Annotated in this window: 20 protein-coding genes; 5 read left to right on the forward strand and 15 right to left on the reverse strand. The window is 64.2% G+C overall.

The genetic code is table 11. The features are described 5' to 3' along the window. The first annotated feature begins 432 nt into the window (after nucleotides 1–432). Both CDI09_RS01405 and hpxZ read left to right on the forward strand, forming a co-directional pair. Complete coding sequence (locus CDI09_RS01405) at nucleotides 433–885, forward strand: hypothetical protein (protein ID WP_078526878.1); 453 nt, start codon at nucleotides 433–435, stop codon at nucleotides 883–885. 29 nt (nucleotides 886–914) lie between these two features. Continuing rightward, nucleotides 915–1,304 (forward strand): oxalurate catabolism protein HpxZ, encoded by a 390-nt coding sequence (gene hpxZ, locus CDI09_RS01410; RefSeq protein WP_078526877.1) that lies wholly within the window; start codon nucleotides 915–917, stop codon nucleotides 1,302–1,304. A 1-nt stretch (nucleotide 1,305) separates the two neighbouring features. On the opposite strand, the gene CDI09_RS01415 is transcribed toward hpxZ, so the two are convergent. Continuing rightward, on the reverse strand, nucleotides 1,306–2,130 hold the full coding sequence (locus CDI09_RS01415) for a hydroxyethylthiazole kinase (RefSeq protein ID WP_078526876.1): 825 nt from the start codon (nucleotides 2,128–2,130) through the stop codon (nucleotides 1,306–1,308). A 168-nt stretch (nucleotides 2,131–2,298) separates the two neighbouring features. Between CDI09_RS01415 and CDI09_RS01420 the strand changes: the two genes are divergently transcribed. After that, a complete protein-coding gene (locus CDI09_RS01420; protein WP_205836606.1) occupies nucleotides 2,299–2,796 on the forward strand; it encodes a hypothetical protein in 498 nt (165 codons plus the stop codon). A 43-nt stretch (nucleotides 2,797–2,839) separates the two neighbouring features. Here CDI09_RS01420 and CDI09_RS01425 read toward each other — a convergent pair whose 3' ends face one another. Next, nucleotides 2,840–4,540, reverse strand: a complete 1,701-nt coding sequence (locus tag CDI09_RS01425) for a thiamine pyrophosphate-binding protein (RefSeq protein WP_078526875.1) — start codon at nucleotides 4,538–4,540, stop codon at nucleotides 2,840–2,842. Nucleotides 4,541–4,886: 346 nt separating this feature from the next. Here CDI09_RS01425 and CDI09_RS01430 point away from each other — a divergent pair, with 346 nt between their 5' ends. Further along, nucleotides 4,887–5,342 carry a hypothetical protein gene (locus CDI09_RS01430; protein ID WP_078526874.1) on the forward strand — a complete coding sequence of 152 codons (456 nt, stop codon included), beginning with the start codon at nucleotides 4,887–4,889 and terminating at the stop codon, nucleotides 5,340–5,342. Nucleotides 5,343–5,459: 117 nt separating this feature from the next. On the opposite strand, the gene glk is transcribed toward CDI09_RS01430, so the two are convergent. Together glk and CDI09_RS01440 are read right to left on the reverse strand one after the other, a co-directional pair. Beyond that, nucleotides 5,460–6,434, reverse strand: coding sequence for a glucokinase (gene glk, locus CDI09_RS01435; RefSeq protein WP_078526873.1), 975 nt, complete (start codon nucleotides 6,432–6,434; stop codon nucleotides 5,460–5,462). A gap of 253 nt (nucleotides 6,435–6,687) precedes the next feature. Next, a complete protein-coding gene (locus CDI09_RS01440) occupies nucleotides 6,688–7,485 on the reverse strand; it encodes an SDR family NAD(P)-dependent oxidoreductase (protein ID WP_078526872.1) in 798 nt (265 codons plus the stop codon). 156 nt (nucleotides 7,486–7,641) lie between these two features. Here CDI09_RS01440 and CDI09_RS01445 point away from each other — a divergent pair, with 156 nt between their 5' ends. Further along, the gene (locus tag CDI09_RS01445; RefSeq protein WP_078526871.1) at nucleotides 7,642–8,802 is read left to right on the forward strand and encodes a hypothetical protein; all 1,161 of its coding nucleotides are present in this window, start codon (nucleotides 7,642–7,644) and stop codon (nucleotides 8,800–8,802) included. A 61-nt stretch (nucleotides 8,803–8,863) separates the two neighbouring features. On the opposite strand, the gene thiL is transcribed toward CDI09_RS01445, so the two are convergent. From thiL to CDI09_RS01500, 11 genes are all read right to left on the reverse strand, one after another. Beyond that, nucleotides 8,864–9,862: a thiamine-phosphate kinase gene (gene thiL / locus CDI09_RS01450; protein ID WP_078526870.1), complete on the reverse strand. Its 999-nt coding sequence runs from the start codon at nucleotides 9,860–9,862 to the stop codon at nucleotides 8,864–8,866. Nucleotides 9,863–9,885: 23 nt separating this feature from the next. Then, a complete protein-coding gene (gene nusB / locus CDI09_RS01455; protein ID WP_078526868.1) occupies nucleotides 9,886–10,431 on the reverse strand; it encodes a transcription antitermination factor NusB in 546 nt (181 codons plus the stop codon). 72 nt (nucleotides 10,432–10,503) lie between these two features. Further along, the gene (gene nrdR, locus CDI09_RS01460; RefSeq protein WP_078526866.1) at nucleotides 10,504–11,010 is read right to left on the reverse strand and encodes a transcriptional regulator NrdR; all 507 of its coding nucleotides are present in this window, start codon (nucleotides 11,008–11,010) and stop codon (nucleotides 10,504–10,506) included. Nucleotides 11,011–11,057: 47 nt separating this feature from the next. Next, nucleotides 11,058–12,896 carry a DNA helicase RecQ gene (gene recQ, locus CDI09_RS01465; RefSeq protein ID WP_078526865.1) on the reverse strand — a complete coding sequence of 613 codons (1,839 nt, stop codon included), beginning with the start codon at nucleotides 12,894–12,896 and terminating at the stop codon, nucleotides 11,058–11,060. Nucleotides 12,897–12,919: 23 nt separating this feature from the next. Continuing rightward, nucleotides 12,920–13,294 carry an OmpA family protein gene (locus CDI09_RS01470; protein ID WP_078526863.1) on the reverse strand — a complete coding sequence of 125 codons (375 nt, stop codon included), beginning with the start codon at nucleotides 13,292–13,294 and terminating at the stop codon, nucleotides 12,920–12,922. 134 nt (nucleotides 13,295–13,428) lie between these two features. Next, nucleotides 13,429–15,093 (reverse strand): thiol reductant ABC exporter subunit CydC, encoded by a 1,665-nt coding sequence (cydC, locus tag CDI09_RS01475; protein WP_205836721.1) that lies wholly within the window; start codon nucleotides 15,091–15,093, stop codon nucleotides 13,429–13,431. Nucleotides 15,094–15,122: 29 nt separating this feature from the next. After that, complete coding sequence (gene cydD, locus CDI09_RS01480) at nucleotides 15,123–16,835, reverse strand: thiol reductant ABC exporter subunit CydD (RefSeq protein ID WP_078526859.1); 1,713 nt, start codon at nucleotides 16,833–16,835, stop codon at nucleotides 15,123–15,125. 98 nt (nucleotides 16,836–16,933) lie between these two features. Further along, on the reverse strand, nucleotides 16,934–18,739 hold the full coding sequence (locus CDI09_RS01485) for a sensor histidine kinase (protein WP_078526857.1): 1,806 nt from the start codon (nucleotides 18,737–18,739) through the stop codon (nucleotides 16,934–16,936). After that, nucleotides 18,740–18,922 (reverse strand): hypothetical protein, encoded by a 183-nt coding sequence (locus tag CDI09_RS18505; protein ID WP_078528100.1) that lies wholly within the window; start codon nucleotides 18,920–18,922, stop codon nucleotides 18,740–18,742. It lies immediately after the preceding gene. A gap of 146 nt (nucleotides 18,923–19,068) precedes the next feature. After that, nucleotides 19,069–19,449 carry a hypothetical protein gene (locus tag CDI09_RS01495; RefSeq protein WP_078526855.1) on the reverse strand — a complete coding sequence of 127 codons (381 nt, stop codon included), beginning with the start codon at nucleotides 19,447–19,449 and terminating at the stop codon, nucleotides 19,069–19,071. Nucleotides 19,450–19,577: 128 nt separating this feature from the next. Then, nucleotides 19,578–20,150 (reverse strand): sigma-70 family RNA polymerase sigma factor, encoded by a 573-nt coding sequence (locus CDI09_RS01500; RefSeq protein ID WP_078528098.1) that lies wholly within the window; start codon nucleotides 20,148–20,150, stop codon nucleotides 19,578–19,580. Nucleotides 20,151–20,164 lie beyond the last annotated feature (14 nt).

Genomic DNA, 20,164 nt, shown 5'->3' on the forward strand with positions numbered 1-20,164 from the left:
CTCACCCAGTCCAGACCGCCAATCATCGCCCCATAAAGAGCAACAACCGCGCCGCCAGCATATCCCTTCCAGATACTCTCTCTATTCTCTTGTCAAAGAACACCGACCCAACAGGGCCGAGTAACCTAGCAAATCCACCAAAGAAGCTCAAGAAGTTTCCTCAGCGCCGCCGGTGATTGGGGATATAGGACCCACACCATCTACCGTCAATCAGAAAAATGCACAGAAAGTGAAAAAAGTTATCCCAACAGAGGGACATATATCCAAAAAATGGCTTCAGACTGCGGATCATGGGCCATAAAAAAACAACCTGCAAAAAGGCGCTTCCCCCATCCATGGCATAAATCCTATCCATTTAAGGCAGGCGCAAAGCGACATATTTTGAGACATACCGCCTGAATCAGTGTCATTCATTGCAAAAAGTAGAGTCTCATGACGAATCAATCTCCCAAATCTTCCCTCATCAGCGAGGTCAATGAGCGCGTTGCCGTGCGCATGACCATCATATTCGGTAGCATCTGGTGCGTTTACGGCTTTCTGGTTTTCTCGCTCATTCCGCTGGCGGCCCCTGCATGGCAGAACACGCTGCTCTATATAAGCAACTGCATTCAACTCGTTGCCCTGCCCGCGCTGATGGTGGGCAACGCGGTTCTGAGCCGGGGGGCGGACCAGCGTGCGGCGGAAGACCATGCGGCGCTGATGGAAATTCTCAATGACGTGCGCAATGAGGTGACCGAGTTGAAAACGGTCATCAATGACCTGACCCGCAAAACGGATGAGGTAGCCCATCGCCCGCCATCGGAAGTGGTATCGATTTCCGATGAGGCTGTTATCAATGTAACGGATGAAGCGCCGCATGTCACTCCGCCTGCCCCGACATCCTGACCAGTCACATACATATAAGGGAAAACCGCATGCCACCGGAACTGAACCGCAGTGAAATCGTGGCGGAACTGACCGCCATGTCCGACCGCTACGAGCGTGCATTGGGTGAGAACGATATCCCTGAACTCGATGCCCTGTTCTATCACGGGCCTGAAACGGTGCGTTATGGCGTGGGCGAAACGTTATATGGATATGACGAGATTGCCGCCTTCCGCCGCAACCGCACGGGCGGCTCGCCGCCGCGCGACGTGCTGCGCCGGCACATCACCGCCATTGGCACGGATCTGGGCACGGTTGACCTGGAATTCCGCCGCCATGGCAGCGACCGCATCGGGCGGCAGAGCCAGACATGGGTACGCATGCCCGATGGCTGGAAAATCATCGCAGCGCACGTCTCCCTCATGGCTGATATTTCCTGATCTAATCGTGCGCCAGGCCCTGCAACTGCGCCAGGGCATCGACAAACCCTGTGGCAAAAGAGCCTGGGCCCCGTGCAGGCCCGGCCGCTTTCTCGGCCGCGCGGGCATACAGGGCATGCACTGCGGCAACGGCTGTCAGCCGCTCGCCCGGCGTGGGCGTTACGGCAAGGCCTGCGGCAATCAGGCCGCCGAGGGCGCAGCCTGCTCCGGTTACAGTTGTCAGCCAGGCATGCCCCCCCGATATGATGACCTGCGCGCCATCAGGAGACAGGACATGATCCTCCGGCCCGCTGATGGCCACGATCGCGCCCAGCCTGTGTGCCAGCACCTGCCCCAGCGGCACGGCCTGCGCGATCGAGGCCGTTGTCTCCACCCCGCGCGCGGTGGCGGCTCCGCCTGCCAGCGCCATGATCTCGCTAGCATTGCCACGAATGACAGCAGGCCTGCGCGCCGCCATGCGCCGAATGATATCATCATATTCCGCAACACCCGCCCCCATGGCGACGGGGTCGAGCACCCAGGGCACTTCTGATGCATTGGCGGCGTCGATTGCGGCCAGCATATCGTGCGCCGTCGCGTTGATCAGCCCCGCCGCATTCACCCATAGCCCACCGGCATGCGCCCCGAAGGCGGCTGGCCAGCCGGGCGCAGCCCCGATGGCAGGCGCCGCCCCTGCTGCAAGCAGCACATTGGCGCTCAAGGTGGCTGCGACATAATTCGTCAGGCCATAAACAAAAGGCGCCTGTGAGCGGATGCGCCGTAGAATGGGGCCGCAATCTGGACTGTCATGCTGCATGCGACGCGTGACACATGTTACAGAATGCATGGATGCGTTACCTTCCCTTCCCGTCACACTGCCAGAGGGCATGACACAGACAGGGGTTGCCTTTTGATGATAATCAACTGAAAAACAAAGAACGAAGCCGGTCAACCATACCGGACCCCAGTGACGGCCTTCATGCTCCCAGCCAGCCTATCGTAACAGGAACATATCGTGCGCCCAGCTCTTCTTTCCGCCCCCGTCCTTTTTGCAGCGGGCCTCCTGGCAGCCCCCTCCGCCTGGGCTGCTGATGCGCTGGGCCAGCCAACGGCTTCGCTGTGTTTTCGCCTGCATGACGCCGCCCTTGCCGGTGGATACTCCTGGGGCAAGGGACGGCTTTATTTTGGCGGCCACTCCTACCTGGTCAAGATCACGGGCGGTGGCGCCGTGGGAATCGGCTACAGCACGCTGCGGGGCGAAGGAAAGGTCTATAACCTCGCCCGCCTGTCCGACATCAATGGCACGTACTGGTCGGTTCGGGCCGAAGGCACGATTGGCCGGGGCCGCAACGTGACGGTGCTCGATAACAACCATGGGGTCGATATCAAGGCGACCATGCACACGAGCGGGGCACATCTGGCTGCCGCCGTCATGCGCCTGACCCTCAAGGTCAATCCCGGTAGCGAACGGGTCGAGGCCTTGCCCGCAGCCTGCACCTTTCCCATCCGCTGACGGTCATGGGGATCGCTTTTTTTTCAAAAGCGTCCCCAATCAGCTAGATCGTACTGATCACAATTTCGACGAGGTTGGGCCGCCCCGACGCCATCGCGGCCTCAATGGCCGGGGCAATGTCGGCTGCCCGCGTGATCTGGCGGGCCTCCAGCCCGTATGAAGTCGCCATCGCCTGATAATCAATGGGCGGATCGCACAGATCCATCGCCAGGAAATTCCCCTGCCGGGCCGAGACATAATGCGTCTGCCCGCGCATGAAGCCCTTGAGCACGTTATATTCGCGGTTGTTCATCACCACAAATGTCACGGGCAACTGTTCATGCGCCGCAGTCCAGATCGCCTGCGGGGAATAAAGTGCCGCACCATCGCCCACAAGGCAGACCACCGGCTCGCGCCCCAGCCCGAGCGAAGCCCCCACCGCCGCCGGCATGCCCCAGCCCAGCGCACCGCCACGCAGGAAGGAATACTGCGCCGCCCAGTCGCTGTTGAGGAACATGCGCGTGTAGGATGACGTGGCGATGGCCTCATCCACAATGGCAACCTGAGGGCCAATGGCGCGCACGGCCTCGTGGGCGGCGACACAGGGGGCGATGACCGCATCATCCTGATGGGCGGCCACCAGTGCTTCGGCCTCGAGGTGCCTGCGGGCACGGGCCGCCACGACTTTTTCGCGTGCAGCGACATAGGCAGCGCGGCGGGGTTCGGTCTCGCGCTGCAGCAGCGGTAGCAGCACGTCGAGCGAGGCGCGGATATTGCCCACGAGAGAGAGCGGCGTCTGGAACGTGCGGCCAAGGTCACGCGCATCGGCCGAGACCTGATAGACCGCACAGCCCGGCGGCACGGGCGAGCCCTCGGAATAGAGGATGGTGATGAGCGACTTGCCGCCCAGCGCGAAAATCGCATCATAATCCGCAAGGCGGCCAGCGATATCAGTGGCGCGCGTGGGCATGTTGCCTGCCCAGAGCGGGCACGACGTGGCAAACGGAATGCGCGAGGGCCACGACGCGCCATAAACCGGAGCCCCCAGCATGTCAGCTACGGCGGCAACCTGCGCTGCGGCATCGGCCCCATGCACCTCGTCGCCCGCAATGATGGCCAGCCGCCCTGGCACAATGCCAGCCAGAGCGCGGGCCAGTTCCGGCAGGCCGCCGGCTATGGCCTCGCGGTTGATGACCGAAGGCCTGCCAATGTCGATATCGCTGGCCTCCTCCATCACATCCATGGGCAGCGACAGGAAAACCGGCCCCGAGGGTGCTGCCATCGAATCGTTGAAGGCCCGGCGCACCAGCACGGGCAACTGATCGGCATGCAGCACTTCCTGCGCCCATTTCACGGCCGGGGTGGCGATGCTGACCAGATCGCCAAACAGCAGCGGGTCGGAAATGGTATGCCGCGAATCCTGCTGGCCCGCCGTCACCACCAGCGGCGTCTGCGATACGCTGGCATTGAGCAGGTTGCCCATGCCATGCCCCAGCCCCCCCGCCGTGTGCAGGTTGAGAAAGCCGGGACGGCCCGCCGCCTGGGCATAGCCATCGGCCATGGCCACCACGCTCGCCTCCTGCAGGGCCAGGATGTATTTCAGGTCGGGGCGGCGCTGCAGGGCATCGATCAGGGGGAGTTCCGTTGTGCCGGGATTGCCGAAGATATAGCGAACCCCTTCATTTTCCAGAATTTCCAGAAGGATGTCGGCGCCGCGCCGTCCGCCTGTTCCCCGTGCTGCGACCTCAAGCGGTGTAATGGCCATGCTGTTCCCTGCCTGCTTTGAAGGTGTGGGTTATGGCAACACGTTTTGGGGTGCGGGTCCAGCAGCGGCAGGGAAAAGCAGGCGTCAATTTTTATCTTGATAATAATAATGATTATCATTATCAAGAATGCAACCCGTGGGTTCACCGACAGATTTCCAACCGTCGATTTCCCAACCCTTCCCACGGAAACTTACGGCATCACCTGCATCCGGGTGATGCCGTTTTTTTATCGCGCGCCAGAACAGGTCCGTGCCTGCAGGGCGGCACAACCGTGCATCTTGTGATTGACCACCCGCCACAACCCGAAGATGATACACGCTTACGCGACCATGAAAGTACGCTCCCTTGCCTGCCGACAGTACCGCGCCACCACCCCAGACAACTGCTCCTGGCGCGCAGGCGGATCATGACCCGGCACTTCCCGTCATTATCGAGACCCTGCGCCATGATGGCATCATTACCGCACGCCAGCTCGAGGCGGCACGGTTCTGGGCCACGGATTACCGGATTGGCGTGATGGGGCTTGAAGACCCGCTGTTTGACCGGACATCGCTCGGCCTGTCACGCCGCCCGCTTAACGGGCGGAGCGGGTCGATCAACCGGTATCGCCATATTCACGATATCATCGGGGCGCGTTACGAGCGTGTGCTCATCGCCGCCATGATCGATCACCGCCCCCTGCATGAACTCGCCCGCCATGCCCGCCACGACCCGCAGCATATGGGGCAGGTGCTCGCGCTGCTGCTTGATTTCCTGACGCGACATTACGATGCGATGCCGGGCCACCTGTGGCGCGGCTGAAGCCGATGACCCTTGTAACAAACTGAAATCATAAAAGTTTTTTTGAAGCTTATTTAAAAAAATACCGCCTTTCCTTACGGAAAAGGCGGTATCAGGCAGCCATTTTTAAATGGACTGTCAGTCCTGGCGGTAAGCCTCGGCGAAGGCGGCGGCCGCACCGAGCAGGCCGGGCTGCGGATAGGTGATGAGCTTCACCGGCATTTCCGACATCATGCCCTCGAACCGGCCCTTGGCCACGAAGCGTTCGGCAAAGCCGGAATTGGGCAGGTGCTTGGCCAGGCGCAGCCCCAGCCCGCCTGCAATCACCACGGCACTGCCGCCCTGCGCCAGCGCAAGGTCGCCCGCCACGGTGCCAAGGCTGAGGCAGAACCGCTCGAGGGCTGCGGCCGCCACGGGGTCGGAGCCTTCCAGCGCCATGGTCCACAGGGCCTTGTCATCACGCGCCTTGACCGAGAGTTCCCCCATCTCGGCAATCGCCTCATACAGGTTCAGAAGGCCCGGCCCCGACACCACACGCTCAACCGACACGCGGCGGTAACGGCGGCGCAACACGGTCAGTATCCGGTCTTCAAGCGGGTCGAGCGGCGAGAAATCGATATGTCCGCCCTCGGTCTCGCACACGAAGTAACCGTTCTTGCGCCGCACGATGTAAGCCGACCCCAGCCCCGTGCCCGGCCCCACCACGGTGGTCACGCCCTGCTCGGGCAGCGGAACGTCAGGCCCGCAGATGTGCTGGAGGCTATCCACGCCCACCTGCGCCACGGCATGGGCCACCGCGCCGAAGTCATTGACCAGGATCAGCTCGTCCACCCCCAGCTTGACCGGCAGCCACGCGGGCTGGATCACCCACGGGTTGTTGGTCAGCTTGAGGATATCACCCTTGATCGGGCACGCCACGGCAATACCGGCCGCCTTGGGCAGCGGGCGGTCGACCACGCGGGCGAAGGCTTCCCATGCCAGCTGCAGGCTGGCGTGATCGGCACATTTCAGGGTCGTGGCCTCCCCCAGCGTGACGACACGGCCCTGGTCCACCTGGGCAATGGCGAACCGCGCATGGGTTCCACCAATATCAACTGCTACGATCTCTTTCATGTCCGGTCACGCTCCGTGGCCATACGGCAGCTTGCTGCCCGCATTATTGTAATAAAAATGGCCTGCGAGTGTGCCTGCCCCCGGCATTGCATGCAACAGGCAGATTAATCCGGGCTTCGCAGGCCTGTGGGTTATCATCTCATGGCTGAAAAAAGACCAGCCGGGTCGGCCTTTCATTGATCGAGGTCACAAAATGGCCATAATCGTTGCGGTCAGGACTAAAATACATTTTATAACCCCGCGCCCGGCCCGATCAATCCGTCTGGTCCGCCTTGATGGCGGCAAGAATGCGCCGCTTGAGCGGCCACGGCACCAATGTGTCGACCAGCCGCAGCACCGAGAACACGAACGGAAAGACCAGATGCGGCTGGTTGCGCGCCACCGCGCGCGCAATGCGGCGGGCGGCAGAGGGCGCGCTCTGCAAGAAGGGCTTGGCTCCCACCACGCGGCGGCTCATGGGCGTATCGACAAACCCCGGCGAGACCAGCGTCACCCCGATGCCCAGCGGGGCCAGGGCCATCTGCTGGGCCTCGGCAAAGCGCTTGAGCCCGGCCTTGGAGCCGGAATAGGCAGCGGCAAACGGCAGCGCATGAAAGGCCGCGACCGAGCTGAGCATGACGATATGCCCCCGCCCGCGCGGCACCATGCATTCGGCCGCCGCCGCCGCCATGGCGGAAGGAGTGGCGTAATTGACCAGCCCCAGCCGCAGCACGTCTTCCGCCTTTTCCACCACGTCATCGCTGCGCCGCATGTCGCCCAGCCCGGCAGCAAGAATGGCAATGCCGATGGGATGGGCTGCATCATCGGCGCGCAGGGCCGCGATGGCGGCGGCCCCATCCGTCAGGTCGAGAACGCGGGTCTGCACCGCAACGCCATGGCCACGCGCGCGCGCCGCCACCGCATCGAGCCGCCCCGCGTCGCGCCCCCACAGCACAAGCGGCCGCCCCTGGGCCGCATAAAGCCATGCCAGTTCCGCTCCTATCCCGCTCGAGGCCCCCGTAATCAGCACATATCGGCCTTCATCCGTGCGTGATGCGGCGCTTACTGTCATTGTCCATCTTCCTTTTCAGGGTCCATCTGTGCCATGAGCACAGCAACAGGACGGACCACCGAATCATTTCTTTCAACCCATGCCTGCATAGCCTGCCCCGTTTTGCCACGGAATGAAGGTCGATGCCGGTAATGTTCAGGATGCAACGAACCGGTCATGAACGAAACCGATCGTCTTACTATCATACCCGTTTCCGGTTTTCGTCAGATGACCACCTTCATCCAGTTGCCCCGCCACCTCTATGCGGGGCTGCCGGGCTATGTGCCGCCGCTTGACCTGACCCAGCGCGACCTGCTCACCCCGCGCAAGAACTCCTTTTTCCGCAACGGGCGGGCGCAGTATTTCCTCGCCATGCGCGGCAGGCGGGCGGTGGGCCGCATCTCGGCGCAGATCGATCCGGTCTCGATGGAACATTACGGCGAGCCGATCGGCTTTTTTGGCGCGCTCGATGCGATTGACGACCTTGAGGTGGTCTCCGCCCTGCTCGATGCCGCGGGCACCTGGCTGCGCCAGCGCGGCATGAAAACCATGCGCGGCCCCCAGACGCTCGACAGCAATGGCGAGTTCGGGATGATGCTCGAAGGTCACCACGCGCTGCCCATGGTTGCCATGCCATGGCACCCAAAGTGGCTGCCCGCCATGATGGATGCCTGTGGCTGCACCAAGGTGCGCGACCTTGTGGCCTACCAGATGCACACCGGGCCCGATGCGGAGGAAGCCCATCTCGTGCCCGCCAGCCTGCGGCTGGGCGAAGGCAGGCTGGGCAATGTCACCACACGCGGCCTGCGCATGGACCGCATCAAGGAAGATGGCGAGATCCTGCGCCAGCTTTACAACGATGCCTGGCGCAATAACTGGGGTTCGATTCCGCTGGCGCGTGAAGACATCGAATCCATGATCGTGGAGATGAAGCCACTACTCAAGCCCGAGCATTTCGTGCTGATCGAGCAGGCGGGCAAGCCGGTATGCGTAGCACTGGTGGTGCCCAACGTGTTCGACATCTCGGCTGACCTGAACGGCGACCCCTCGCCGCTGGGCTGGCTCAAGCTGGGCAAGCGGCTGCTGCGCCACGAGTTTCATTCCGCCCGCGTGATCCTGCTTGGCGTAAGCTCCGTGCTTGATGGCACGGCACTGGGCGCGATCATGCCCGCCCTTGCCATTACCGAACTCATGAAGCGTGGCCGCAGCCTGCCCTACCGCACCATCGAGCTGGGCTGGGTGCTGGAAACCAACACATCTATGCGCCGCCTGATCGAGCGCATCACGCCCGAGCCGTGCAAGCGCTACCGGGTGTATGATCGTCCGCTGGAAGATTAAGGAAAAACAAAAGTTTCCGGGTGCCGCCTTTTTCCAAAAAGGCGGCATTCCCTGAAATCTTTTATGCTTTGGGGCCTGCCTGCGGGTCAGCCACGTGGCTCCAGCCCCGACGGGCCAGCGGAATGTCTTTTCCCGCTTCATCGCGCACCTGAACGCCGTTCCCTGGCACGATCTGGCCAATGCGGGTCATGGCCACGCCCTCGCGGGCGGCATGGGCCAGCAGGCGTGCTTCATGGCCGGGCGGCACGGCCAGCAGCAGTTCATAATCATCGCCACCTGTCAGGCAACGGGACAGCCATGTGGGGCCAAGCGCGCGCACCGCAGGTGAAAGCGGCACCATTGCGGCCTCGATCACCGCGCCCACCCCGCTCTCGCGCGCCATGTGCCCCAGATCCTGCACCAGCCCGTCCGACACATCCATGCCCGCCGAGGCAATGCCCCCGAGTGCCAGCCCCAGCCGCGGGCGTGGCATCTGGTAGCGGCTGGCCAAAAAGCCATCAGGGTCAGGCACCTGCCCCTGCCGGGCCAGAAGGCCCATGGCGCCATCGCCAATCGTGCCGGTAACCCATATCCCGTCACCCACCCGCGCGGTATTGCGCCGCAGCGCCATGCCGGGCGCCACATGCCCCAGTATCGTGAGCGAGAGCACCAGCGGGCCGGTTGTAGCCGTGGTGTCGCCGCCCAGCAGGGTAATGGCGAACTGCTGCTGATCCTGCGCAAGACCTGCCGCAAAACCGGCAAACCAGGCCTCATCACGCGCAGGCGGCATGGAAACGGTCAGCAGATAGCCCAGCGGCGTCGCATCCATGGCCGCAAGGTCGGACAGGTTGCAACGCAGCAGTTTACGGCCAATGGTGTGCGACGGATCATCGGGCAGGAAATGCACACCCTCGACCATGGCATCCGCCGCAACAACAAGCTGTCGCCCCGCAGGGGGCGTGAACACGGCAGCATCATCGCGCAGGTCCAGCGCCCCGTCACCCGCCAGCGGGCGGAACACACGGGCAATAAAGCCGAATTCAGGCGGCAGGCCATTCTCCTCGGCGCGATCCGGTGCCATGACCGCCCTCCTTCATCCCCGCTTCAGGAAACCGGGCTGTCGGGTGCTTCATCAACAACGTCCTGCGGCGCCCCGGCGGGGGCTGCGGGAGCCGGTTCGTTCACGCGGCGTGACAGGGCATCGAGCACGCCGTTGAGCATGCGCGGCTCATCACCGGCCAGAAAGCCGTGGCCGATATCCATGTATTCATTGATGATGACGCGCGCGGGTGCCGGGTCGGCGGCCAGCATCTCGCCGCCTGCCGCATGCATGATGGCGCGCAGCACCGGGTCAAGCCGACCCAGCGGCCACGAGGCGGGCAGGATCTCGTGCAGCAGCGCGTCAATGCGCTCCTGCCGGGCCATGGCCCCGCGCACCACAATGCCGAACAGCCGGGCATCGGCCTCGGGCACCTGGCCTTCGGCATACTCGGAACTGGCTCCGCCCAGCCGGTGGCGGTTGAACTGGTTGATGACCTGCTCCGCCCCTTCATGGCCCTGCTCGATCTGGAACAGGGCCTGCACCGCTGCCACGCGTGAAGCGGTGCGGGAACGGACCTTGGGCTGCCGGTCGCCGTCTGTCTGTGTCATGGCGCGTTACTCCTGCTGTGGCGTTGCTGCAAAATCACGGCTTCATCGCCTCTTTGGGCGGCGGGGTCCAGTTCAATCTTTGTCTTTCGGGCCGGAAGGCGGAAAGTCCTCGCCGCGCTCGGCCGGCCCGGCGGTTGAAATCGTGGCCAGAATATCAGCAAAATCCTTGGTTTCGCGGAAATCCCAGTGCACGCTGGCAAAGCGGATATAGGCGACCGAATCAATTTCGCGCAGCGTTTCCATGACCAGCCGCCCGATATCGCGCGAGGGGATGTCCGTCTCCCCCATCGCCTCGAGCCGGCGCACCAGCCCGTTGACGATCCGCTCGATCCGCTCGGCATCCACCGGGCGCTTGCGCAGCGCGACCTTGACCGAGCGGGCAAGCTTGTCGCGCTCGAAGGGCACGCGCCGCGCATCGGCCTTGATGACCACAAGATCACGCAGCTGCACGCGCTCGATGGTGGTGAAACGCTGCCCGCATGAGCCACAGATGCGCCTGCGGCGGATGGCCGCCCCATCTTCATGCGGGCGGCTATCCTTTACCTGTGTGTCGTCATGTCCGCAAAAAGGGCAACGCATGGGCAGACTGTTCCTGATCTGGGGGACAAGGCACGCATGGCGTGGCCTCAGGCCCCGGTTTGCGCCAGCACATCGAGCACCGCCTCGCCATAGCGGGCCAGCTTCGAGCCGCCTACGCCACGGATCATGCCAAGCTCATCAAGCGAGGTCGGGCGCTCGAGGGCAATATCATGCAGCACGGCATCATGAAAAATGACATAGGGCGGAATTTCCTGCTCACGGGCCTCGCCCAGCCGCCATGTGCGCAGCGCCTCGTAACGGGCGGCGGCCTCAGGCGTCAGGTCGGCCATGGCCGGGCGCGTGCCGCCACCACCGCCACGCGTCGTCGCGGCCCTGAGATCCTCGGTCGCGTCCTCGCGCAGCATGATTGGCGCCTCGCCCCGCAATATGGGGCGCGCGCGGCCTTCCTCAAGGGCAAGGGCGTTATATTCGCCCGTTACCCTGATGGCGCCACGCGCAATGAGCTGGCGGATCACGCCGCGCCAGAACGGCTCGGGCCGGTCGCGGCCTATGCCAAACACGCTCAGCTTTTCATGCCCGTGCCGCGCCGTCATGTCCGATGTCTTGCCCCGCAGCACGCCCGCCACATGCACCGCGCCAAAGCGCTGCCCGGTGCGGTAGATGGCCGAGAGCACCTTCTGCGCGGCCACCGTGCCATCAAACGTGGCCACCGGGTTGCGGCAGTTATCGCAATGGCCGCAGGCTTCATCGAGTTCCTCGCCAAAGCACGAAAGCAGCGCCTGGGTGCGGCAACCCGTGGTTTCGGTCAGGGCGATCATGGCCTCGAGCCGTGCGCTCATGATGCGTTTCTGCGCATCCGGCGCGTTGGACTGCTCCAGCCAGTACCGCGCACGGGCCATGTCGTCGCCACCATAAAGCAGCACGGTTTCCGCCTGCTCGCCATCGCGCCCGGCGCGGCCAATCTGCTGGTAATACCCTTCGGGCGAGGAGGGCATGTCCAGATGCACCACGGCGCGCACATCGGGCCGGTCGATACCCATGCCAAAGGCGATGGTGGCCACGATCACCACCGGCTCGCCCGAGCGGAAGCGCATCAGCGCGGCGCGCTTTTCCACCGGCGAGAGACCGGCATGAAACGGCAGCGCCGCATACCCCTTGCCCGCAAGCGAACGCGCCACGCGCTCGGTCTTGCTGCGGCTGCCGCAATACACGATGGAGGCAGCCCCCCGGTGCCGGTCGAGAATGGCGGTAAGCTGGCGGATTTCCGATGTCTTGGGCTTGACCGCGATATCAAGATTGGGGCGGTGGAAGCTGGCCTTGAACACCGTGGCATCGGGCATGGCCAGGGCTTCAAGGATATCACTGCGCGTGCGCCCGTCCGCCGTGGCGGTGAGCGCGATGCGCGGCACATTGGGGAAATGCTGCGGCAATGCCGCAAGCTCGCGGTATTCGGGGCGGAATTCATGCCCCCAGGCCGAGATGCAGTGCGCCTCGTCAATGGCGATGACCGAGAGCGTGAGCCTCCCGAGCCGGTCGAGCATGCCCGGCGAGAGCAGGCGCTCGGGCGAGACGTAAAGAATGTCGAGCCGCCCCGCCATAAGGTCCGAGCGCACGCGGGCGGCGTCCTCGGGTTCCTGCTCGGAATGCAGCGCGCCCGCGTTGACGCCAAGCTGCCGCAGGGCGGCAACCTGATCGTCCATCAGCGCGATCAGGGGGGAGATGACCAGCCCCGTACCGGGCCGGGCAAGGGCGGGCACCTGATAGCACACGCTCTTGCCGCCGCCGGTGGGCATGAGCACGAGGCAGTCGCGCCCGGCCATGACTTCATCCACCGCCTGCTGCTGCAGACCACGGAAATCGGGAAAGCCGAAAACCTCGGCCAGCACCGCACGCGGGTCGCGCGTGCCGCCTTCGGGCGCTGTCATATCATGAAAAGCGGGGCCTTCGCTCAGCGTCCACCAACCTCGATCTCGACCCGGCGCGAGGCCAGGGCACCGTCCTCGTTATTCATCGGGCCACGCGGCTGCTGGCTGATATGGCCTGCATCCACGCCGTCAACCGCAAGCTGGCGGGCCACGATCTTGGCGCGGTCAATGGCCAGCAGTTCATCAGCCGACAGGTCATGGCTGGCGGCGGCATAGCCTTCAACGCGCACCTTGGCGTTATGCGCCACCGCGCGCTGGGCCGCCTGCGAGATCACGGTCTGGGCCGGGGCGTCAAGCTGGGCCGAATTGGGAGTGAAGAACACGACATACTTGCCCGGATGGCCACCAGCGCATCCTGTCAGCAGACCAAGACCAAGAAGAAGGGACAGGCGACGCATGATGGAGTTACTCCCGTTTCAGATATGCATGACGGACCGCGCCCAGCCTTGAGGTGTGTCCGATCCGGTTTTCCGCTACTTCGTGCCCGCTGGGGCGGGGCACGTCAATCCTTTCGGCAGGCGGAACGGTCCCTTCATGCCGTAGCCGCCACGGTTTTACCACCCACGATACGCCATGCCTGATCCAGCTTTTCCACACCCGTCAGCCGGTGCACGATCAGAATGACCGTGCGCCCCTGCGTCACTTCATTGAGGGTAAGGAGGAATTCACGCTCGGTCCGGGCATCCAGCCCGGTCGCCGGTTCATCAAGGATCAGGATCGGCGCGCGCGACAGCAGCACGCGGGCCAGCGCCAGCCGCCGCCCCTGCCCGCCCGACACACTCGCCCCGCCTTCACCCAGCCAGCTATCCAGCCCATCTGGCAGGGCGCGGACCACATCGGCCACGCGGGCCTGCTCCAGTGCCGCCCACAGGTCAGCCTCGGTGGCGTCGGGGCGGCCAAGCAGGAGGTTGGCGCGAATCGTGTCCGTAAACAGATGCGTCGCCTGTGACAGCCATGCAATCCGCTCACGCATCGCTTCATCGCGAATGGTGGCGATATCCTCGCCCCCCAGCGTAATGCGCCCCGCCTGCGGCCCCACCACCTTGAGCAGAAGGGCTGCCAGCGTGGACTTGCCCGCCCCCGAAGGCCCCATGACCGCAATGCGCTGGCCTGCGGGAATATTCAGGTCAAGGTGATCAAGCACGGGCGCGCGGGACTCATCCCAACGGAAGGAGACCTGCTCGAAACGGATATCGGTGCCCTGAGGCGCAGGCTGCGTGCCTTCGGGCGGCGCATGCTCGGGCAGATCGCCCACCGCCACCACGCGGGCGGCGGCGCGGGTGATGTTGCCAGCCAGCGCACCCGCGCGCGTCAGCCCGCCAATGCTCTCGAAGGCCGCAACCGTCAGGAATAGCACGGCGGCGGCAGGCAGCGGAGCAATGTGCGGCAGGCCCAGCCCCATGGCCGCTGCCAGCACCGCCACAACTGCTGCCTGCCCGCACAGATAGGAGGCGGCCCCAGCCAGGGCCAGCATGCGGGCCTGCTTCATCTGCGCGCGGCAGAGTGCTGCATCACGGTCGCGCACATGGTCGAGCATGCGCCCCTCCGCCCCGAAGGTCGTGATTTCGCGCAGGCCACCCACCATGTCGAGCACGCCCACGCGCAGTTGCGCCGCCTCATGGTTGACCAGCCCGCCTTCGCGCCGCCCCAGCATGGCGGCACAGAGCGGCAGCCCGAACGCCCCGCAGGCGAACAGCGCGCACACCACCACGGCCAGCACCGTACTGACCATGTTGATGGCGATGAACAGGAACGGCAGCACCAGGCACGCGCCCGCCAGCGGCAGGATGATGCGCAGGTAAAGCCCGTCCAGCGTCTCGACATCCGACACAAGGCGCGAGAGCAGGTCGCCCGCGCGGCGGAAGCCAAGCCCCGCCGCAGCCCCGCGCGCAAGGTGGCGGAAGAACCATACCCGCACATCCGCCAGCGCGCGGAACATGGCATCATGCGCGACCAGCCGCTCCGCGTAGCGCAGGATCACCCGCGCACTGCCAAAAATGCGCAGCGCCCCGGTGGTGACCACGATCATGCCCATGGTCATGGCCGCGACGCGGATGCCTGCCTCGCGCATCAGCACAAGGCCGATGATGAGCGCCAGCAGCGACAGCAGCGCACCCGCCGTCAGCAGCGGCGCGCGACGCTGCCAGATCTGCAGGATGCGGCCTACGGGGGCGAGCACGCCCTCGCGCCGGGCCATGCGGTTGAGTTCCCCTGTCTGTGAGGATTTCACGATACTTTCTCCCCACTGGTCACGACATGACCCTGCGCCAGATCAATCCGCTGCCCCTCAAACCCCGTCACCGCACCGGAATGGGTGGCCAGGATGACGGTGCGCCGGGCGGCAAGGCGGCGCAGGCTTTCAAACACATCGGCCTCGGTATCGGGATCGAGATGCGCGGTTGGCTCATCAAGCACCACCAGCGGCGCATCTTTCAGGAAGGCGCGGGCAATCGCCACGCGCTGCGCCTGACCGCCAGAGAGGCCAAACCCCCCCTCGCCAATAAAGGTATCAAGCCCTTGGGGCAGACTGGCCACGAAATCTCCGGCCGCCGCAGCAGCCACGGCGGCGCCAAGCTGCTCCTGCGTTGCATCGGGGCGGGCGAACAGGATGTTCTCGCGCAGCGTGCCCGCGAACAGCACCGGCTTCTGCCCGATCCACGATGTCATGGCCACCAGCGCCTCGGGGGCGAGGGTGGTCATGTCCACGCCGTTGAACATAATGCGCCCGCTGGCGGGCTGGATGAAGCCGAGCAGCAGTTCGATGATGGTGGACTTGCCCGAACCCGATGCGCCACACAGCAGCAGCGTCTGGCCCGCGGGCACGCTGAAGGAAACATCATCAACCGCCATGCCGCGTGCGATATCCCATGCGAAGCTGACATGCTCGAAGGCAACCGCAACGCCCCCCGTCATGTCGCATACCGCCTGCCCGCCGACCCGCACGGGCGTGGCATCGGGCAGGATGCGCATGGCACTCGCGGCGCCAGAGGCGTGCGCCCGGTCCTGATAGGCCAGGGCGAGACTGCGGAAGGGCGCAAAGAATTCCGGCACCACCAGCACCACGAACAGCCCGCGTGCGACCTGCCCCGCCATGATGGCGGCGGGCACGCCCTGCTCATGGAGGTCCATCAGGTGGGCGCCGTTGCGCAGTGCGACGAGCACAAGGGCCACGACCATGGCGCAGTCGATGGAGGCGGAAGACAGGAAAGCGACGCGCAGCACCTTCATGGTGCGCAGGCGAAGCTCCTCGGCGCTTGCCGCAAGCCTGCGGGTTTCATCCTCCGTGCGGCCGGACAGGACAATGGTGGCGATGCCGCGCACCCGGTCAAGGAAGCGGGCCTGCAGGCGGGTCATGGCCAGGAACTGGTTGCGCGAGGCCACCGCCGCCCCGATGCCGAACAGCGCCTGGCCAAACGGCACGGCAATGCCGCACACGGCCATAATCAGCGCCGAGCCTGGCTGCACGAACGCCGCCAGCACGCCAATGACAAGTGGCGCCGCCACCCACAGCACGGAAGCGGGCAGCCACCGGGCGAAAAACCCGTCCAGCGCCTCGATCCGGTCAACGGCCAGCGCGGTCAGCTCGCCCGTGTGGTGCTGGCGCAGGAGGCCCGGTCCGCCGCGCATGATGGCCTCGATCACGCCACCACGCAGCCGGGCGCGCCCCTTCATGCCCGCGCGCGCGGCCAGCGTGTCAGACGCCGCCTGCAGGCCCGCGCGTGCCACCGCCAGCCCGACCAGCCCGGCCAGCGGCCACGCAACCACCGGCATGCCACCGGGCACCAGCACGCAGGCCAGCGCGGTGGCGATGCACCACACCTGCCCCACGGCGATGGCGGATATGGCCAGACCCAGCAACACGACAGGCATGGCCTGCCTGCGCCCCAGGCGCGACTGTGCCCGGGTCCACGCCTTCATCACTGTCTTGTCATCGTTCATGACCGCTCCCTATACCGAATGACACGGCACAGGGACAGCCATCATACGCCGCCATAAACTGCCCGTGAGATAACTCTGCCATGCATTTTTGCATGCATTCAGTCGGCCAGTTCGTCCTGATCGGGCTGCTTTAACGGAAAAACAAGCACATAGCGGGTGCCATTTTCCTCGAACATCTGCAACGTGCCGCCCAGCTGGCGCGCAAAGCCGCGGATCAGCTGCATGCCGATCCCGCTGCGCTCGTCTTCCGCTCCCCTGAGATTGCGGCCCGCCGCCATGCCCACGCCATTATCGGCAATCCACAGGCACGCCCGCCCGCCATCAAGCGCGCGCAGGCCCACTTCCAGCGTGCCGTGCAACTGGTCGGGAAAGGCGTATTTGATGGTGTTGCTGACTGCCTCGGTCACGATCAGGGCCAGCGGCACGGCCTGGTCGGGCACCATCAGCAGGTCATCGACGCGGATATCAAGCGTGATGCGGTCTTCATCGGATTCACCAATGGCATGCATGATCTGGCCACACAGTTCGCGCACGAAGCTCTGCATGTTCAGGCTGTACAGCTCGCCATCGGCATACAGGTAGCGATGCAGGGTGGCCAGCGCGCGCACGCGGTCACGCGCCTGGGCGAATTCCTCGCGCGCGCCGGGCTGGCGGATGCGACCCGCCTGCAGGTTGAGCAGGGAGGCCACGATCTGCAGGTTGTTCTTGACGCGGTGATGCATTTCCTTGAGGAGCAGCTCCTGGCGCACCTGCGCGCGTTCAAGGCGCTTTTCATGCCGCGCCAGCCTGCGCGTGGCCTTGCTGAAGGCATGGGCCAGCTGCCTGACCTCAAGCGGCATGGCCCAGTTCGATCGCACGTCATACACCCCGCCAAGCTGCCACTGGTTGACCGAGGCCGTAAGCTGTCGCAGCGGCGTTATGACCAGCACATCCGCACTTTTCGAAGCCCCCAGAAGCCCCACGAGCAGCAGCACCCCGCTGGTGACGAGCGAGATGGCGAACATGACCACCGCATGCCGCTCGCTGGCGTTGCGCCGCGTCATGGTCAGCACATGCACCCCGCCCTGCACCCGCCCGATGGAATACGAGCCTTCGGGCAGGGTGATGTGGTCGTGTTCCACGCCATGCATGACCTCGAAACGCGCCCACTGCATGATCCGCGCCGGTGGGTGATCCTGCCAGTTACAATCCGCGCAAAGGGGGACCGTGGCGCGGGCGTGGGTGTCCATGACCCAGATCTGGATCGGGCCGTTCTGCTGCATCAGGTCAAGCCGGGGGTCGCTGCTCTGCAGCATCGCGCTGCGCCATGACAGCGGCATGATGGCCGTAAGATAGCCCGAGCGGGCCGGGCGACCGGCGTCATCGCCAATCATGGCCCCAACCGTGATGCGGAAATGATCGGGCACGCCCGTCAGCGCATCGGGTATGGCCACGAGCTTCACATCGCCCTGAAAGCGGGGCATCTCGTCAATGCTCAAGGGTGTCGCGTCATGGTCGGGGCCAACGGCGGCGGCGATGTTGCCCCGGTCATCGGCTAGCGCGATCTGGCTGTAATGCCGCCCGGTCAGGGACTCGACAAGCTGCAGCATGCGTGCAAGCCCGCCACTATCGAGCCGCATGCGCGCGACCGCCTGCAGCAGCGAGGCGAGATGCTCGGATTCATGGTGCAGTTCAAGATCGATGCGCGCCACAGCCATATCCGTGCGGTAGCCGGGCGCCTCGAGAGTATTGTGATAACTGTGCCATGCCTGCACGGCCCCGATCAGGGCAATGGGCATGGCCGCAAGCAGGATAATTGCCATCATCCGGCCACGCACGGCGTCGAACACGCGCCCGACACGCGTAAACAGGCTGCGATGACGCCCCCGCCTGCCGCGCCGACCGGAGGAAGGTGGAACGGGCATCTATTTTGTCCGCTTCCGGTCTTCCTCAATAAGACGCAACAGTTCCTCGGGAACAGGCTCTTTGGTCACATCATCGAACAACTGATGCAGCCCTCGCTTCAGCCATAGCTCGAACGCATCATCCGATTTGCTTGTGGACTTCTTTCCTGGTTGCCTGGGAGGACACCTGTCCTTCAGAGCCATCGCATTATCCCGAAGTAAATTCCCGTTCGTAGCTGTATTCTCGGGCAGTTTCATTGGAAATGTATCTTGCTTTTCCTTCAGGCATAACCGCAGGGCATGCCAACGGCTCCAGGCATGGAGCCGTTTATCCCGATCAGTTCATGCCCTCAATCCGCCCCGAGGCTGGCCGCCCTGTCTTCCTGCCGCCAGTAACGGGAAACCGCCAGCAAGACACACGGTATGACAAGCACGAACGGACCAATGGCACCCATGAGGAGAAACATCATGAAATAGGCAAGGCCATGCTCGTACACAAAAGATATGCCAGAAAGAATAAGCTCGCCGAGCGTCTTCTCACTGTTGCCTTTTTTCTTCTTTTCCTCGCCCTCGCCGGAGGCCGTGATATTGGCGATGGCCCGGTTCAGCAGGTGCGAGGAAAAAAGCCATACCAGCAGCATGCTGACAAGCAGGGCCGCCGTGTAGGAAGGACGCTCATACCACCAGCGCGTGTTGAAGAGTCCGAATATATACTGCTCATGATCGTGCATATGTCACCTACCCCCATACAACCGCTGATTGCGCCAGCACGCTCTTCCCTTCTGAAGCCAGGGATATCAACGGTGGTGCCACTGTCAGTGCCATATTCACGCCATAATTCAAAGCAGGAATTCCCGGCTCAGGCCGATGCCGCTGCCGTAGCGACACGGGCCTGCGTGCGCGAACGCAGGCGCTGGACTGCTCCGCGCAGTTCAACGGTGGAGATATCGCGTTCTTCCCCATACAACCACGTGGCGAGCTGGCGGCGGGCGCGGAACACGCGGCTCTTGGCGGTGCCCACGGCGCAGTTCGTGGCGGCGGCGAGTTCATCGTAGCTCATGCCCTGCATCACCACGAGCACCAGGGCCTCGCGCTGGTCAGCGGGCAGGCGGTTCATGGCCTCGGCCAGTTCCTTGACCATCAGGCGCTCTTCATGCGCGCCGCTGCCGGCCATGGCGGAGGCGGGCACATCCTCGATATTGCCGGTCTCGCGCTTCTTGCGCAGGTCGGAAATGAATCGGTTGCGCAGGATGCGGTGCATCCATGCCGAGAAATTGGTGCCCGGCGTAAAGCTGTGCTGGGCGGCCAGCGCATTGCACACGGCATCCTGCACCAGGTCATCGGCTGCCGCACGGTTGCGCGTGAGCGACAGGGCCTGCACACGCAGTCGGGGCAGGATTGCGATCATCTGGTCATGAAAGCTGCTGGTCATTTTCATCTCCCCTG

The organism is Komagataeibacter nataicola (genome assembly GCF_003207795.1).
In the GTDB taxonomy this organism is placed as follows: domain Bacteria; phylum Pseudomonadota; class Alphaproteobacteria; order Acetobacterales; family Acetobacteraceae; genus Komagataeibacter; species Komagataeibacter nataicola.

Coding starts and splice junctions, on each gene's coding strand:
- CDI09_RS01405 (WP_078526878.1), top strand. CDS start 433: ATGACGAATCAATCTCCCAAATCTTCCCTCATCAGCGAGGTCAATGAG.
- hpxZ (WP_078526877.1), top strand. CDS start 915: ATGCCACCGGAACTGAACCGCAGTGAAATCGTGGCGGAACTGACCGCC.
- CDI09_RS01415 (WP_078526876.1), bottom strand. CDS start 2,130: ATGCATTCTGTAACATGTGTCACGCGTCGCATGCAGCATGACAGTCCA.
- CDI09_RS01425 (WP_078526875.1), bottom strand. CDS start 4,540: ATGGCCATTACACCGCTTGAGGTCGCAGCACGGGGAACAGGCGGACGG.
- glk (WP_078526873.1), bottom strand. CDS start 6,434: ATGAAAGAGATCGTAGCAGTTGATATTGGTGGAACCCATGCGCGGTTC.
- CDI09_RS01440 (WP_078526872.1), bottom strand. CDS start 7,485: ATGACAGTAAGCGCCGCATCACGCACGGATGAAGGCCGATATGTGCTG.
- CDI09_RS01445 (WP_078526871.1), top strand. CDS start 7,642: ATGAACGAAACCGATCGTCTTACTATCATACCCGTTTCCGGTTTTCGT.
- thiL (WP_078526870.1), bottom strand. CDS start 9,862: ATGGCACCGGATCGCGCCGAGGAGAATGGCCTGCCGCCTGAATTCGGC.
- nusB (WP_078526868.1), bottom strand. CDS start 10,431: ATGACACAGACAGACGGCGACCGGCAGCCCAAGGTCCGTTCCCGCACC.
- nrdR (WP_078526866.1), bottom strand. CDS start 11,010: ATGCGTTGCCCTTTTTGCGGACATGACGACACACAGGTAAAGGATAGC.
- recQ (WP_078526865.1), bottom strand. CDS start 12,896: ATGACAGCGCCCGAAGGCGGCACGCGCGACCCGCGTGCGGTGCTGGCC.
- CDI09_RS01470 (WP_078526863.1), bottom strand. CDS start 13,294: ATGCGTCGCCTGTCCCTTCTTCTTGGTCTTGGTCTGCTGACAGGATGC.
- cydC (WP_205836721.1), bottom strand. CDS start 15,093: ATGGCCCGGCGCGAGGGCGTGCTCGCCCCCGTAGGCCGCATCCTGCAG.
- cydD (WP_078526859.1), bottom strand. CDS start 16,835: ATGAACGATGACAAGACAGTGATGAAGGCGTGGACCCGGGCACAGTCG.
- CDI09_RS01485 (WP_078526857.1), bottom strand. CDS start 18,739: ATGCCCGTTCCACCTTCCTCCGGTCGGCGCGGCAGGCGGGGGCGTCAT.
- CDI09_RS18505 (WP_078528100.1), bottom strand. CDS start 18,922: ATGGCTCTGAAGGACAGGTGTCCTCCCAGGCAACCAGGAAAGAAGTCC.
- CDI09_RS01495 (WP_078526855.1), bottom strand. CDS start 19,449: ATGCACGATCATGAGCAGTATATATTCGGACTCTTCAACACGCGCTGG.
- CDI09_RS01500 (WP_078528098.1), bottom strand. CDS start 20,150: ATGACCAGCAGCTTTCATGACCAGATGATCGCAATCCTGCCCCGACTG.